General features: G+C 39.7%; 10 protein-coding genes. 7 read left to right on the top strand and 3 right to left on the bottom strand.

What is annotated here, in order from left to right:
- Positions 1-556: 556 nt before the first annotated feature.
- Positions 557-1,231: an ABC transporter ATP-binding protein gene (locus ACSLUK_RS01585; RefSeq protein WP_448546742.1), complete on the bottom strand. Its 675-nt coding sequence runs from the start codon at positions 1,229-1,231 to the stop codon at positions 557-559.
- Positions 1,224-2,480, bottom strand: a complete 1,257-nt coding sequence (locus tag ACSLUK_RS01580; RefSeq protein ID WP_448546741.1) for an HlyD family secretion protein — start codon at positions 2,478-2,480, stop codon at positions 1,224-1,226. Before ACSLUK_RS01580 ends, ACSLUK_RS01585 begins: the two co-directional genes overlap by 8 nt.
- 848 nt (positions 2,481-3,328) lie before the next feature.
- Here ACSLUK_RS01580 and ACSLUK_RS01575 point away from each other — a divergent pair.
- The gene (locus ACSLUK_RS01575) at positions 3,329-3,811 is read left to right on the top strand and encodes a hypothetical protein (RefSeq protein ID WP_448546740.1); all 483 of its coding nucleotides are present in this window, start codon (positions 3,329-3,331) and stop codon (positions 3,809-3,811) included.
- Positions 3,812-3,956: 145 nt separating this feature from the next.
- Here the strand turns inward: ACSLUK_RS01575 and ACSLUK_RS01570 are convergent, their stop codons facing one another.
- A complete protein-coding gene (locus ACSLUK_RS01570) occupies positions 3,957-5,009 on the bottom strand; it encodes a hypothetical protein (protein WP_448546739.1) in 1,053 nt (350 codons plus the stop codon).
- Positions 5,010-5,140: 131 nt separating this feature from the next.
- Here ACSLUK_RS01570 and ACSLUK_RS01565 point away from each other — a divergent pair, with 131 nt between their 5' ends.
- The 6 genes from ACSLUK_RS01565 (at position 5,141) to ppk1 (ending at position 14,282) form a co-directional block, all read left to right on the top strand.
- On the top strand, positions 5,141-7,102 hold the full coding sequence (locus ACSLUK_RS01565; protein ID WP_448546738.1) for a methyl-accepting chemotaxis protein: 1,962 nt from the start codon (positions 5,141-5,143) through the stop codon (positions 7,100-7,102).
- A gap of 128 nt (positions 7,103-7,230) precedes the next feature.
- Entirely contained in the window at positions 7,231-9,135 is a 1,905-nt protein-coding gene (locus tag ACSLUK_RS01560; RefSeq protein ID WP_448546737.1) for an alpha/beta hydrolase family protein, read from the top strand.
- 186 nt (positions 9,136-9,321) lie between these two features.
- Complete coding sequence (gene ettA / locus ACSLUK_RS01555) at positions 9,322-10,995, top strand: energy-dependent translational throttle protein EttA (RefSeq protein WP_448546736.1); 1,674 nt, start codon at positions 9,322-9,324, stop codon at positions 10,993-10,995.
- A gap of 135 nt (positions 10,996-11,130) precedes the next feature.
- Positions 11,131-11,502, top strand: coding sequence for a PilZ domain-containing protein (locus ACSLUK_RS01550; protein WP_448546735.1), 372 nt, complete (start codon positions 11,131-11,133; stop codon positions 11,500-11,502).
- 58 nt (positions 11,503-11,560) lie between these two features.
- Entirely contained in the window at positions 11,561-12,061 is a 501-nt protein-coding gene (locus ACSLUK_RS01545; RefSeq protein ID WP_448546734.1) for a glycine cleavage system transcriptional repressor, read from the top strand.
- A gap of 94 nt (positions 12,062-12,155) precedes the next feature.
- Positions 12,156-14,282, top strand: a complete 2,127-nt coding sequence (ppk1, locus tag ACSLUK_RS01540; protein ID WP_448546733.1) for a polyphosphate kinase 1 — start codon at positions 12,156-12,158, stop codon at positions 14,280-14,282.
- Positions 14,283-14,289 lie beyond the last annotated feature (7 nt).

The following is a 14,289-nucleotide window of genomic DNA, read 5'->3' as shown; positions in this document are numbered from 1 at the left end:
TCGATCGTTTTATCATTAAATTTGGTCATTGACTCCGAAACAACATGACTAATCTTCAATTTTCGCCCCACAATCGATACTACATTGTCACTTGCAGGTAAATCATATTTTTCGATTAGAGTAGGTGAAATAAAAACATCGCCAACTGACCATGAATCACGTTTAAAAGGTGACGAAAGTTGAAGTAATGTTGGTAGTTCTCTTGAATAAAAAGCAACTTTAATTTGCGGTAATAGCTTATCGTCTACTCTCAAATCTATGCTTCTAAAGTAGATACTCGCCACTCCAGTCACGTTATGAAGACTATTAAGTGCTTCGATATCGTAACGAGACGTTGGGTAGATTTCACCACTTAAACTTTGACTGGCAACGGTATATATATTTGCTGTCGTATTGACCCATTCAGGTTTGTCATGATTAATGTATGAAAATAAGCCTATCAATACCGCCAAGAAACCTGTAAATAATGATAAACTCAATGTAATTACACACCAAGCTAATCTGTTATTCTTCCACTTTCTCCAGCCATACTTGATGTCGAAGCTATCAATTTTACTTAACATAAAACGCCGTCACTAATCGATACAACGCGTTCACAGCGTTCAGCGACTTTATCACTGTGCGTGATGATTAAGATAGTTCGGCCTTGCTTATGTATTCCCTGCAATAAGTCCATGATCCCTGATTCATTTTTACTATCCAAGTTACCTGTTGGCTCATCACATAAGATTATGTCAGGAGATGTCACTAAGGCTCTTGCAATAGCAACTCTTTGCTGCTGCCCGCCGGACAATTCTTCGGGGAAACTATTAGCTTTATCTTCTAAGCCAAGTTTATCTAACTGCTCTAGAGCCAATGATTGATATGCACTCTTTTTTATGGCTTTGTTAAAACGCAGTGGCAAACATACGTTTTCCAATACAGTCATGTCACCGATTAAATTAAAGTTTTGAAATACCCAGCCGATATTTTTATTCCTCAAGATGCTTTTTTGTCTGTTGTCTAGGGTACTCACATCAGTATTACAAAATTTTAAGCTGCCTTCGTAGTCTGCATCTAATAAGCCTAGAATTGATAATAATGTTGATTTGCCACTACCTGACGGCCCCATAATAGCTGTCATTTCACCTTCAAAAATAGACAAGTTTAATTTCTTGAGCACAGGAGAACGGTTGGTTTTTGCATAAAATGACTTTTCTAAGTTATCAGTTTGAATGATTAATCTACCCATCTAATTCTCCAACATGAATACTGTGTGTTGTTTGCAAATGGGCAGGCAACTCGAACAAGAATAATGTATCTGGCTGCAAAGGTGTTAAAATTTGCATATGCTCTTTAGTTATTTGACCAATGTAAATTTCTTTCAAAACAAAGTCATTGCTTTGCCCATCGCTAACATGAATGTGATAGGACGCATTTGGTTCGTCAACAAATGCAGGACGTTTAGCGACCAACGTATTATTCAATGCAAGTACGGCTATTTTTCCTGTGACGTCAATATTGGGGATCGCAATGCTGGGAAGCTCAGTCTTTATTTCAGCATCAATTTCAATACTACCATTAACCACAATCGGTGAAATTCGAGTAATACCTGCTACCACATCACTCCCTTTTATTGAAAGTAACACGTCTTGTCCAAGTTTTAACAAGTGTGCTTTGCTAGAGCTAACTAATAATTCAGCGTAAAGTGATTCTTTATCAATTACCAAACCTAGAAACGTTCCATCATCAATCTGTTTCCCAACTTCCAGTTTGTCATCCAAAGACATTAATATGCCGTCCATGGGGGCTTTAATGACCAATTTATCAACGTCAGATTGAAGCAACTCAACATTAGATTCAATTTGTTTCAGCTTGAGTTTAGCCGCTTCAATTGTGGCAGTTGAAATTTTTTGAATTGATTCGAGTCGGCTTTTTTCAATTTCATGCACTTTTTTATCTCGCGCATTTTTCACTTTAGATTTTTCCAACTCCAGCGCTGATATGACGTTGTTCTGCTTTAACTTTTTATTGGCTTGGAGATCAACCGTAGAAAGATTAAACTGCGCTTCTGCCAGCAACACCTCAGCCTCTTGCTCTTTCAACTTTTGTTCCCAATCAACCTTTAATTTAGCAATTTCCTGATGCTCTACTTGTAAGTTTAACTGCTCACTTTTCAGAGCCCTTAACGTTTTTGGATTAACAAGTTTTAATATGGCCTCGCCTTCCCTTACACTGGCGCCAGGCTTCAAGAATATTTGTGCAACGTTACCTTTAGACTCGGCAATCAGGCCAACTCGATTCTTAGTTCTCAACTTACCATAAGTATCCAGTTCAATTTTGAGCTCCGACAACTCTACTTTTTCAACATACTCTTTCGATACACTTTGCTTAAAGTCACTCAGTGCAATGAATAAAAAAATGCTTAATAGCATTAACAACGCAATGGCTAGTTTTGTTTTGTTATCGAAAAAGACTTTTTTTTCTGGAATTTCTATCACTTGTTAACCTGTGGTGTTATTAATTTAAAACCAACCATTAAAGAATTGCAGATATACGCTTTCTTTAAAGCCGATTATTTTCTTATCTTTTGACTTTTATAACGGACGCTCGTTATGGCCTAAGGCAAAATGACTCGTTAGCAAAATGAACATTGTCATCTACATCAATGATAAAGTATTGAGCAATATAAATGTTAGAAATTCGTGAAACGAAGAGACCAGTCATTTCGGCAAGCAAGATAATACTGATATAGGATTTAATGTTAAAATGACTCATATTCCCTTATAAAATTTTTGTTCCGTATACGTTTATCAAATAATAAACTGTAGATAAAACCGTTGTCAAACAAGTACCCATTTATAAAAACATTAATAAATCATAAATTTAATAACTCAAAAACAATATACACAAAACCTCCCTTCAGTTTAAAAAGTTCAATCATCAATACTCAAACGTTTTTGTGCGCCATCTCGAACTTAAGCATAGAGCCATGAATCATCTGCGGCTAACAAACAACCATACCTCCAAAAAATTGTTGAATTATTGTTGAATGACATTTACGATAATTTGACTCTAAGAAAAATCATGGAAAACAAATTAAAATTACTGATTACGCTTGGAGTTACAGCTATCGTAAATTTACAAAAAATGTATAAGCATCAATCTCTATAAAATGCACACGAGCTAGCACAGAAAGCATATGCTGTGCTTATGATGGTGAAGTAATAGTATGCACTTACTTACCGGCACCAATAGAGCTTTAACTAAATAATTTGATACTAAGCACAATGGTTGAATAAATCACATTCAACCATTTATGAAATAAAATACTCTAAAAGGACTTTCCATGAAATCGTTGTGCTCGCTCATTTTAGCTACCTTAGCACTAGTTAGCCCAAGTCCTTTAAAAGCCCAAGAAATACAACATCTTGGCGATAAAATTTTCGATATTTACCAGTTGCATACACAAGTTAAAGCAACTGAAGATATTCCAATCCCATCCGTAACAATTTACGATCTGTTAAATGAAAGGTTTTTGTCAAAAGAGCAAGCGATTGAGCTGGTATTAGGTAACAATGATCTAGGTGAAATCCAAGATATGACCACAAACATTTTCATTACACCTAAATTGCCAAATGTTAAGAAAGAAAAAGTGATGAGTCACTTGTTTAAGTCGAAACTAAAGGCAGATTACCTTGTGTTTTATCATAATATTGGAGAGGATATGCTCAAACTTTTTCCGAATCAAAAAACTTCTACACAAATGGAGCACCAATTAAAAGCTATTCTAACTGCAGATGACAAGTTTAAGGTTTACACCATTTGGTGATGAATCTAAACACCCATAACGCAAAGCTTTATGTTAAATGCTAAAGTAGTTGGTAGTTGGCTCCCTAATTTGGCTAATGTATGCCGCAAGAGATTAATTACATAATATATTGAATCTTATGCTGCTATTGCAAAAGTAAGGCTGCCTAAAAATAAAAATCAAAGGTTAAATACCAAGCCGAGAAATCGCCTTCGTGAATTTGCATATCTCGATCAATCCAACCGTCTTGGGTTAGATATTCTAAGTAAATCCAGCCGGGGCCATAGTCAAACTTAACGCCAGGTGCGTATGCAACTATGGTGTCAGCATCACTTCCTTGGGTATCAGGAAATGCCCAGGTTGCATCTAAAATAAACTGCCACTGCTGCCAATCAAAGATAAACTCAAACCCAAGCCGTTGGTTTTCAATTGTTTCTGGTAGTCCGGTTTGGCTAACGTAAATATTAGGCAAATCCCGCTCCCCCCAGATGTATTCAGCTTTGAATTGCCATTTTTGCCAATCACCCAAGTAATACACGGCAGCCGCTTGATGTTGTCCATCGGTATCGCGACTTCCTGTCATTAACTCTTCCAACTCGCCTGATTGTAATGACAATCCAACGGTTTGGTTACGCACAACAGGTACACGAAAATCAGCCACCCATGTCCGTACTTTGCGATACGTAGTACTACTTCCCCAGTGTCGGTTATCGTCGGTCGAATCCGTTGAAGTGTTGCCCCAATCATCCGCATGAAAGTACGCCAAACTCATATCGAAATACCGATAGTCAGCGTCAAGCTTCAGGCCAACATCCATTTGGTCACCATACGCGGCTTGGAACATATCACCCGGCCAAAAGTTCTCAGTCTTCCAAGCAAACGGTACTTGGCTCTTGCCAATCGTGAGGGAATGCTTTTTGCCAAAATCGAAGGCTACCCATGCCTTGTGAATAACTGAGTAATCACCACTGGAGTTGTTTTCTTTATCAGAAAAACCACCGGGCCCAAACCTGACTTCCGCTGAATATCGCCAGTTTTCATTGCGAGTTTTAGGCTTACCATCGATATATAGCACCAGCGCTTCATCACCAAAAAAGCTTTCATCGGTTTCAGTTAAATAACTAAAGTTGTACCAAATACCACCAGAGAACGTGGTTGTCGCTAGCGCTTGATTAGCGTTTACCAACCCCAAAAGAATAACCAGTAGTAATAGTCGCATTGGCAGCCTCAATTTTTTCAACAGTGGATTTATCAAAGTGTAGTTAACTTCATCAGCATTGCTGAAATTTTTGCGGCTTATGAGATCTATTTCTATAGTTACAATACATTTGCCCGAGAAAAATGAATGCCATGAGTATTTCACAAAAACTAATCGCAGCGTTTATGGTGACAATAATTTTACCTATTCTTGTCATTGCAATATTGATGATCAACCAAGTCCGCCAACTCGCCTATGACAACTTTGCCAGCGCTAATACCCGTGAAGTGACTCAAATCGACAATGCGATAAATTTATTATTTGATGAAATAACAAAAGACATTAATTTTCTTGCACAGACTCAACAAGTCAAGGCAGCGAAAACCGATATTACAACCTATATGGCAAACTCGACTAAAACAGCGATGACGTCGTTGCAAAATAGTAAAACTGAAGCAAATATCTATCAGCTTTTTAGAGATTTTGGCGATACCCATGACGGCATTTCTTACATTTATGCGGGAAATGAAGAAGGCGGATATATTCAATGGCCGCAAGGTAATGTAAGTGCCAACTATGACGCTAGAACCCGCCCTTGGTATACCACAGGCAAGAATGCTAATGGTAAAACTGTACGCACACAAGCCTATTATTGGGAGCCAGATGATGCGGTAATCGTTTCTACTGTTACTGCTTTTCAAGATGATGCCGGTCGGTTTGCAGGTGTTACAGGCATGGATGTCTCGTTAGCCGGCTTAACGCAAATGGTGAGAAAAATTAAACTGGGTGAAACTGGTTATTTAATGCTGGTTGAAGATTCGGGCAATATTTTGGTTGATGCCAAACATCCCGAAAATAACTTCAAACAAATTAATCAAGTGAAAAACGGTATCTATAATGATATCGCTAACAGTTCATCAGGATTTACTGAAATTGACATTGATGACGAAACTTATCTAGCCAATGTTTATACCTCCCCTCGCCTCAATTGGAAATTTGTCGGCTTTATCAACAAGAGTGAAGCGTTGTCTGATGCAACCACCATGACTTGGACAATTATTTTAATTGGTTTGACATTAATAGGTATTTTCTCAGCATTGGCCGTATACGTTGCACGGTTAATTTCAACGCCCATTATTACGGTGACCAAAGGGTTAGAAGATATCTCGCAAGGCGAAGGCGATCTAACCAAACAATTAGCTGTATTATCTGCCGATGAAACAGGTCAGTTGGCAGAAAGCTTCAACCAATTCATCACTACCATACGTGAACTTGTGGTTGAAATTAATAACAGCGCAACCCAAGTGAACGAATCAGCCAATAGTACCAACGACATTTCTCAGTTACTTAATAAGGCAATCCATCACCAGCAAGAAGCACTGGAAATGGCGGCAACGGCGATTAACGAAATGGCCGCCACAGCAAATGAAGTAGCACAAAGTTGCTCAAATGCCGCAGACTCTGCAAATAATACAAAGCAAGCTTCAGAGAACGGCCGACTGGTCATTGAGAAAGCCGTTGCCAGTGTTGAACAGCTTAGTCGCGCCATCATGAGTGCCTCAGATAATATTCAGCAACTAGACACTGAAAGCCAAAACATTATGTCTATCTTGGGCGTAATACGAGGCATAGCAGAACAAACTAATCTACTTGCTCTTAACGCCGCCATTGAAGCTGCACGCGCTGGTGAACAAGGTCGTGGTTTTGCCGTTGTAGCCGATGAAGTACGTGCGTTGTCTAAACGCACCTCGGAATCTACAGAAGAGATTGCCACGCAACTTGACCGCCTGCGCAACATGACACAAGGCGCATCAAAAGATATGAATGAAAGCCTAGAGAGTTCCAGCCAAACAGTTGAATTCACACAAAGTGTTCAGCAGGAATTCAATCAAATCTCAAATTCTGTTGATATGATCAGCGATCTAAACACACAAATAGCAACGGCTGCAGAGGAGCAACAGCATGTTGCAGAAGACATAAGTCGCAACATCGTAGACATTAAAAACTCCGCTGATGATATTTCCAATACTGCCAATGATGCAGGCACTAATGCAACAAACCTCACTAATCTGTCGGAAGGTTTAAGTACGCTTGTGAATAAATTCAGAACTTAACTCCACAAACTGAAAATTAGGCCGAGTTATCCGTGACAATTCGCATACTTATGTGGCGTAATGCAAACTATTGACTTTAAAGCTGCAACCACTAGAATTTGCTGTTTTACCTAATAATAGAGTCACGGATGCCTTACTTCCTATTTATTCTTTTAACACTTACTTTTACCGTTTCAGCGGCGCAAAAGCCTTTGCCTGTTGAAGCTTTTGGTAAATTACCTTCTAGTTCACAAGTCAAGCTATCTCCGAATGGAAAAAAGTTTGCTTATATTAAAAATATTGAAGGATATTCATTAATCGGTGTTGTCACTATCGCAACTGGTGATAACAAATTTATTGTAAAAACAGACAATCAGAAATATAAAATCAACTGGTACCAATGGGCCAATAATGAAATGTTGCTAGTCAGTGCTGCCTACCCGCAACTTCAATACGGACTTAAATTCTCCGAGAGTCGTCTACTAAAAGTTTCCGTTGATGGTAAAAGCGTCCCTACAACTATCTACCGACCGAAAACTGACGAAAATGTGCCTCAATTTCAAGATCGCATCGTAGATATACTTCCGGACGATCCGGATCATATTTTAGTCCAATTAGATGTGAATGTGGCAAACATGCCAGATGTGTACAAAGTCAACCTAAACTCAGTACGTAAAAAAAGCTTACACTTCAAGCGTAAATCCTACATCAATAATTGGATGACAGACCAGCAGCATCGTATCAGACTTGGTTTTGGCAGAGACGATACTTCGATTTTCTATCGCCTTTACGATTTGGCTACTGAAGAGTGGCGCACTATTTGGCGCTATGAGATTTTTGATGCGCCAGACATTACGCCATTAGGATTTGGTTTAAATGAGAATGAACTATACATTCGCGCAATTCACAACAAGCGATACGCCATTTTCAAAGTTGATGTATCAACAAAAGATCTGAAACGAACACTAGTCTATGCCGACGAGAAATATGATATTGAAGGCAGTTTAATATACTCTCGTAAAACAGGCGACGTTATCGGTGTTTATCATGGTGAAGCCGAGCAATCTAAAATTTACTTCTCGGAAGAACATCAAGCGTTTCAAACAGCATTGAACAAGGCTATACCTGACGCCTACAATAACGTCGTCAGTTACAGTGAAAATGAACGTAAATACATTCTATTTTCCAGCGACGATAAAAACCCTGGCGCTTATCTGCTTGGTGATAGAGATGCTGGCTCATTGGAACTTGTTGCCTATCAATACCCATTGTTAGTTGATCAGCAGCAATCTGGACGTCAAAAAGTTACCTACAAAGCTAGAGATGGGCTGGAAATAGAAGGTTATGTAACCATGCCTTACGGTGGACTAAAGAAAAACAACCCTGTAGTAATTATGCCGCATGGCGGTCCAATGGTACGAAACTATGGTGGCTTTGATTGGTTTTCCGAGTTTTTAGCTAGTCGCGGTTATCTGATTATGGAACCAAACTTCAGAGGTTCATCTGGTTACGGATTCGAATTCGAAATGGCAGCCATTCAAGAATGGGGAGGAGCTATGCAAGACGACTTGCAAGATGCAGCCCTGTGGGTTCAGGAAACATTTGATGCGGGTAAAAACAACACCTGCATATTTGGCGCAAGTTACGGTGGTTACGCAGCGCTAATGGCGGCGTCTATCCAGCAATCAACATTCAAATGCGCAGCAAGTTTTGCGGGTGTTTCTGACCTGGAAGACGTCGTGAGACGCTCTCGACGCTTTACTAACTATGATGTTGTAAAAAAACAGTTTGGCACTGATGATGACACGTTGGAGCGTCAATCGCCAATCAACTACGCTAAACAAATCAATATTCCAATTTTACTTATCCACGGTGAAGACGACCGTGTAGTAGATGTCAGACACAGCCGTAACATGTTTGATGAGCTAAAAGATTACGACAAGAAAGTTGATTATATTGAGCTTCCACAAGGTAATCATCATCTGGAAATTGAAAAGAACCGATTGGCCGTGCTCACCTCATTAGAAAAGTTCTTATCTGTGTATCTGCAATAATCTCACAAACAATTCTGAGGTGCTTGTGACCGCAAGCACCTCAATATATAAACCACGCCTTGGCTCACAAACCATTCAAATAAATTAACCCTAGTAATAAAATAAATCTCTTTCCTATTTGCCTATCCTTAGTGCTTTAACCTAAAATATCGTCAATTTTAAACGCAACAAATCAAAAGGTTTTTTATGGCATTGCCAGATAAGTTTATTTACTCGATGCATCGCGTCAGTAAAGTTGTGCCACCAAAACGCACAATTTTAAAAGATATTTCTCTTTCATTTTTCCCAGGTGCCAAAATTGGTGTGTTAGGTCTTAACGGTGCGGGTAAGTCAACGCTATTAAGAATCATGGCGGGTGTCGACACCGAATTTGAAGGTGAAGCAAAGGCACTTGCCGGCACTAACATTGGTTACCTACCACAAGAGCCAGTATTAGACGAAAGCAAAACCGTTCGTGAAATCGTTGAAGAAGCGGTAGCAGTTGTTAAAAATGCGATGACTCGCCTTAATGAAGTATATGCAGCTTATGCAGAAGAAGATGCAGACTTTGACGCATTAGCAAAAGAGCAAGGCGAATTAGAAGCAATTATTGCCAGCCATGACGGACACGCGTTAGACAATCAATTAGAACGTGCCGCTGATGCATTGCGATTACCTGAGTGGGATCAAAAAATACAGCACTTAAGTGGTGGTGAACGTCGCCGTGTTGCTTTATGTCGTCTTCTTCTACAAAAGCCAGACATGTTATTACTCGACGAACCAACTAACCATTTAGACGCAGAATCTGTTGCCTGGTTAGAGCGATTTCTACATGACTACTCAGGTACTGTTGTGGCGATTACCCATGACCGTTATTTCTTAGACAATGTAGCAGGCTGGATCTTAGAGCTTGATCGCGGCTATGGTATTCCATGGGAAGGCAACTACTCATCGTGGTTGGAGCAAAAAGATAAGCGCCTAGAGCAAGAAGCACGTAAAGAAAGTGCATTGCAAAAAACCATCAAGCAAGAACTTGAATGGGTTCGCCAAAATCCTAAAGCACGTCAATCTAAAAACAAGGCGCGTATGGCTCGATTTGAAGAGCTTAACAGCCAAGAGCATCAAAAACGTAACGAAACTAACGAGTTGTACATTCCACCTGGACCACGTTTGGGTGACAAAGTGCTTGATGTTGAAAACTTAACTAAGTCATACAACGGCCGTGTACTTATTGACAACTTAAGCTTTAGCATTCCAAAAGGGGCGATTGTCGGTATTATCGGGGCGAACGGCGCGGGTAAATCAACATTGTTCAAAATGCTATCAGGTACCGAACAACCCGACTCTGGTACCGTTACTGTAGGTGATACCGTAAAATTGGCCAGTGTTGACCAGTTCCGTGACGACATGGAAGACAAGAACACCGTCTATCAGGAAATATCGGAAGGCAGTGATATCATTGAAATTGGCAACTATGAAATCCAAAGCCGCGCATACTGTAGCCGATTTAACTTCAAAGGCAACGATCAACAAAAGTTTATTGGCGACCTTTCTGGTGGTGAACGCAACCGTGTCCATCTAGCTAAATTGGTTAAGACTGGCGGTAACCTGTTACTGCTTGATGAACCAACCAACGATTTGGACGTTGAAACCTTGCGTGCGCTGGAAGAAGCACTGCTTGAGTTCCCTGGTTGTGCCATGGTTATCTCGCATGACCGTTGGTTCCTAGATCGTATTGCAACACATATCATTGATTACCGTGATGAAGGTCAGGTTAACTTCTTCGAAGGTAACTTTAGTGATTACAATGAATGGTTGAAGAAAACATTGGGCCCTGAAGCGCTTGAACCACATCGTATCAAGTACAAAAAGATTAGCTAACGACTAACCGAAACTAGCAAATTAACTAATTCGTTAGTTATCAACAAATAAAAGGCACCTTAATCGTATTTAGGGTGCCTTTTTTTTAAAAGCAAGCTATGCTAAAGATAATGATCATTAATTAGCCTGGTATCAATGGAAAATAGACGTCAATTCTCTCGAATTTTATTTTCAATAAATGCTCACCTAGAAGTAGATGAAGTACGGTACCCCGTATCAATACATGATATTTCGTTAAACGGTGCATTGATCAGTAACCCTCAAGACTCACCTTCCCTCACAGGTAAACTTGGTGAATTAATCTTTGAACTAGCCGACGGTGAATCATGCGTTTCAATGCACGTCGCCGTAATTCATCAAGAAGAAAAAGAGATGGGGCTACGTTGCAATGCAATCGACATAGAAAGCGTGACGCATTTAAGGCGACTTGTCGAACTCAATTTAGGCGATGAAACCCAATTAAACAAAGAGTTATACCAGCTTACCAGCATTAATGACGACAATTAAAAATGTAGCCTAAAAGGTGACTCCTATTCCCAATTAACTTTATTTAAAAGGACAACGTATGAAGCATTTGGTTATCTCCTTTATCAGCCCAGACCGTCCAGGGCTTGTCGATCAGCTTTCCAATACCATTAACCAATTTAACGGTAACTGGCAAACGAGTAGTATGCACCATTTATCAGGCTTTTTTGCGGGTGTTATTGAAGTCGCCATTGATGACGACAAAGCTCCGGTATTAATTGCCTCACTTCAAGAATTGCCGAATTTTAAACTAAACATTGAAGCCGCCAGCACAACGACAGATCCCGATGCTGCTAATGTCACGTTAGAACTTACTGCAAATGATCGTGTTGGCATTGTTAAGGAGATTTCTTCGGTAATTCATCAACAAGGCGGCAATTTGCTCAACCTTAATAGCTCGCGTGAAAGTGCTCCTCACTCTGGTCAAGACCTGTTTAAAGCACAAGCTAAGGTCACAGTTACTGAACAGCAATTAGATGCGTTAATTGATGCACTAGAAAACTTAGCTGACGATTTAATGGTTGATATTTCACGTAAATAGACCACCGTTCAATTATGACACTTACGTGTCGATTTTCTTAAAAGTGTCATAATTGAATCATATACTGAGATTTTCCCAGTATATTTCGCCTCTGATGTTAGACATAAGTATGTTTTTTGATAAGGAATTAAGCTGGTTATCTTTTAACGAGCGCGTCTTACAAGAGGCCGCCGATGACTCAGTTCCACTAATCGAACGTATTCGCTTTTTAGGTATATATTCAGCCAACCTAGATGAGTTTTTTAGAGTACGGGTGGCTAATTTGCGCCGAAAACTTCTGTTAGCAGATGCGACAAGTGAAACGCAAACAGCTCAACATGATCACTTAGCACAATTGCTCAATGAAATTAACCGTAAGGTGAATAACCTAACTGAGACATTTAGGCTAACCGCCAAACGAGCATTTGCTGAGTTAGAGAAACATCAAATTCAATTATTGTTCAACAATGAAAAATCTCGAACATTTACTAAAGAACTGACAAAAATTGAAAAAGTCTGGTTGGAAACCTATTTCAACAACCACGTAATTCGCCACATTACTCCTATCATCATTTCTTCAAATACACACCTTGTCGCATGCTTAGACGATGACGGCATTTATTTTCTAGTGAGTTTAAAGCAAGCCGACAAAAACCAATACGCACTCGTTGAAATTCCACGTGAGGAAGTCGACCGCTTCATTATTCTTCCACGCTCTACAAGCCATGGAATGCAGCGTGTTGTCATGCTTGACGATGTGGTTCATTTCTTTATGGATCGTATCTTTAAAGGGATATTTGACTACACAGAAAAAGACGCCTATTCCCTCAAATTGACGCGTGATGCAGAGTACGATTTGAATGATGAATTAGATCAAAGCCTGCTGGACAAGATGTCCAAAGGGCTTAAACAGCGATTAACCGCTGATCTTGTTCGCTTGGGTTACGATCAGCACATGCCGGATTACATGCAAAAGTTTCTCAAGAAAGCGCTAAAAATCAAAGATAAGAACAATATGGTACCGGGCGTTCGATATCGCCACTTCAAAGATTTTATTAAGTTTCCAAACTTAGGCAGCCCGACGCTGGAAAAGCAAGAGTTACCCGCCTTAGATGCGAGCCGCTTCACGCGTTGCAACTTCTCATTTGATGCTATTACACGAAATGACGTTCTCGTATATTATCCTTATTACAAATTCAGGCATTTTACCGAGTTTCTCCGCCAAGCTTCTTATGATCCTCATGTCGTACACATTAAGATCAACATCTATCGCGTGGCAAAACATTCGGAAATTATTCACTCATTAATCGAAGCCGTAAAAAATGGCAAAAAAGTGACGGTAGTGGTTGAACTTAGAGCGCGTTTTGACGAAGAAGCCAATATTGAATGGGCAAAGCGCATGAAAGATGCCGGTATTAAGGTAGAGTTTGGTATCGACACCTTAAAAATTCATTCTAAACTGTGCTTAGTTAAACGCATTGAGAACGATAAAATAGTCAATTACGCCCATATCGGCACAGGTAACTTTCACGAAAAAAATGCCCGTGTTTACACCGATTTTTCGTTGTTCACTAAACATAAAGAAATTACACAGGAAGTGGATAATGTGTTTTCATTTATCGCACATAGCTACAAGCGTTATCGGTTCAACCATTTAATTGTCTCTCCGCTAACCTCGAGAAGACGACTGTATCAACTTATCGATCATGAAATAGAACAGGCTGAGCAAGGCAATCAGGCATCTATAATTCTCAAAGTGAACAACTTGGTCGACAAAGGTTTGATTAATCGCTTGTATGCGGCGAGTCAAGCCGGTGTAAAGATTCAAATAATTGTGCGAGGCATGTGTTCACTCGTACCGAATATAAAAGGTGTAAGTGACAATATTTCCGCCATATCCATCGTTGACCAGTTTCTTGAGCACCCTAGAGTCATGTTGTTTCATAGTGGGGGCGAACAGCTGCTATACATTAGCTCTGCCGATTGGATGGAACGTAATATCGACCACCGCGTTGAAGTAAGCTGTCCAATATACGATCAAGCCCTAAAAAAACGTATCATTGATACACTTACACTACAATTAAATGATAATCAGAAAGCGCGCATCATTGATAAGCAGCAAACCAACAAGTATGTTAAACAAGGAAAAAACAGAGCGATTCGCTCACAAATGGCCATATACGAATACCTAGTGGACACGGAAATTGACGACGCACACATTATCGAAAACGAGACAAAGTAACATTCCA

Source organism: Thalassotalea fusca (assembly GCF_053485835.1).
This window is presented reverse-complemented; position numbering and strand designations above follow the sequence as displayed.

What these genes read in the sequence shown, in the direction of transcription:
- ACSLUK_RS01585 (WP_448546742.1), bottom strand. Translation starts at nt 1,231, where the DNA reads ATGGGTAGATTAATCATTCAAACTGATAACTTAGAAAAGTCATTTTAT.
- ACSLUK_RS01575 (WP_448546740.1), top strand. Translation starts at nt 3,329, where the DNA reads ATGAAATCGTTGTGCTCGCTCATTTTAGCTACCTTAGCACTAGTTAGC.
- ACSLUK_RS01570 (WP_448546739.1), bottom strand. Translation starts at nt 5,009, where the DNA reads ATGCGACTATTACTACTGGTTATTCTTTTGGGGTTGGTAAACGCTAAT.
- ACSLUK_RS01565 (WP_448546738.1), top strand. Translation starts at nt 5,141, where the DNA reads ATGAGTATTTCACAAAAACTAATCGCAGCGTTTATGGTGACAATAATT.
- ACSLUK_RS01560 (WP_448546737.1), top strand. Translation starts at nt 7,231, where the DNA reads ATGCCTTACTTCCTATTTATTCTTTTAACACTTACTTTTACCGTTTCA.
- ettA (WP_448546736.1), top strand. Translation starts at nt 9,322, where the DNA reads ATGGCATTGCCAGATAAGTTTATTTACTCGATGCATCGCGTCAGTAAA.
- ACSLUK_RS01550 (WP_448546735.1), top strand. Translation starts at nt 11,131, where the DNA reads ATGGAAAATAGACGTCAATTCTCTCGAATTTTATTTTCAATAAATGCT.
- ACSLUK_RS01545 (WP_448546734.1), top strand. Translation starts at nt 11,561, where the DNA reads ATGAAGCATTTGGTTATCTCCTTTATCAGCCCAGACCGTCCAGGGCTT.
- ppk1 (WP_448546733.1), top strand. Translation starts at nt 12,156, where the DNA reads ATGTTAGACATAAGTATGTTTTTTGATAAGGAATTAAGCTGGTTATCT.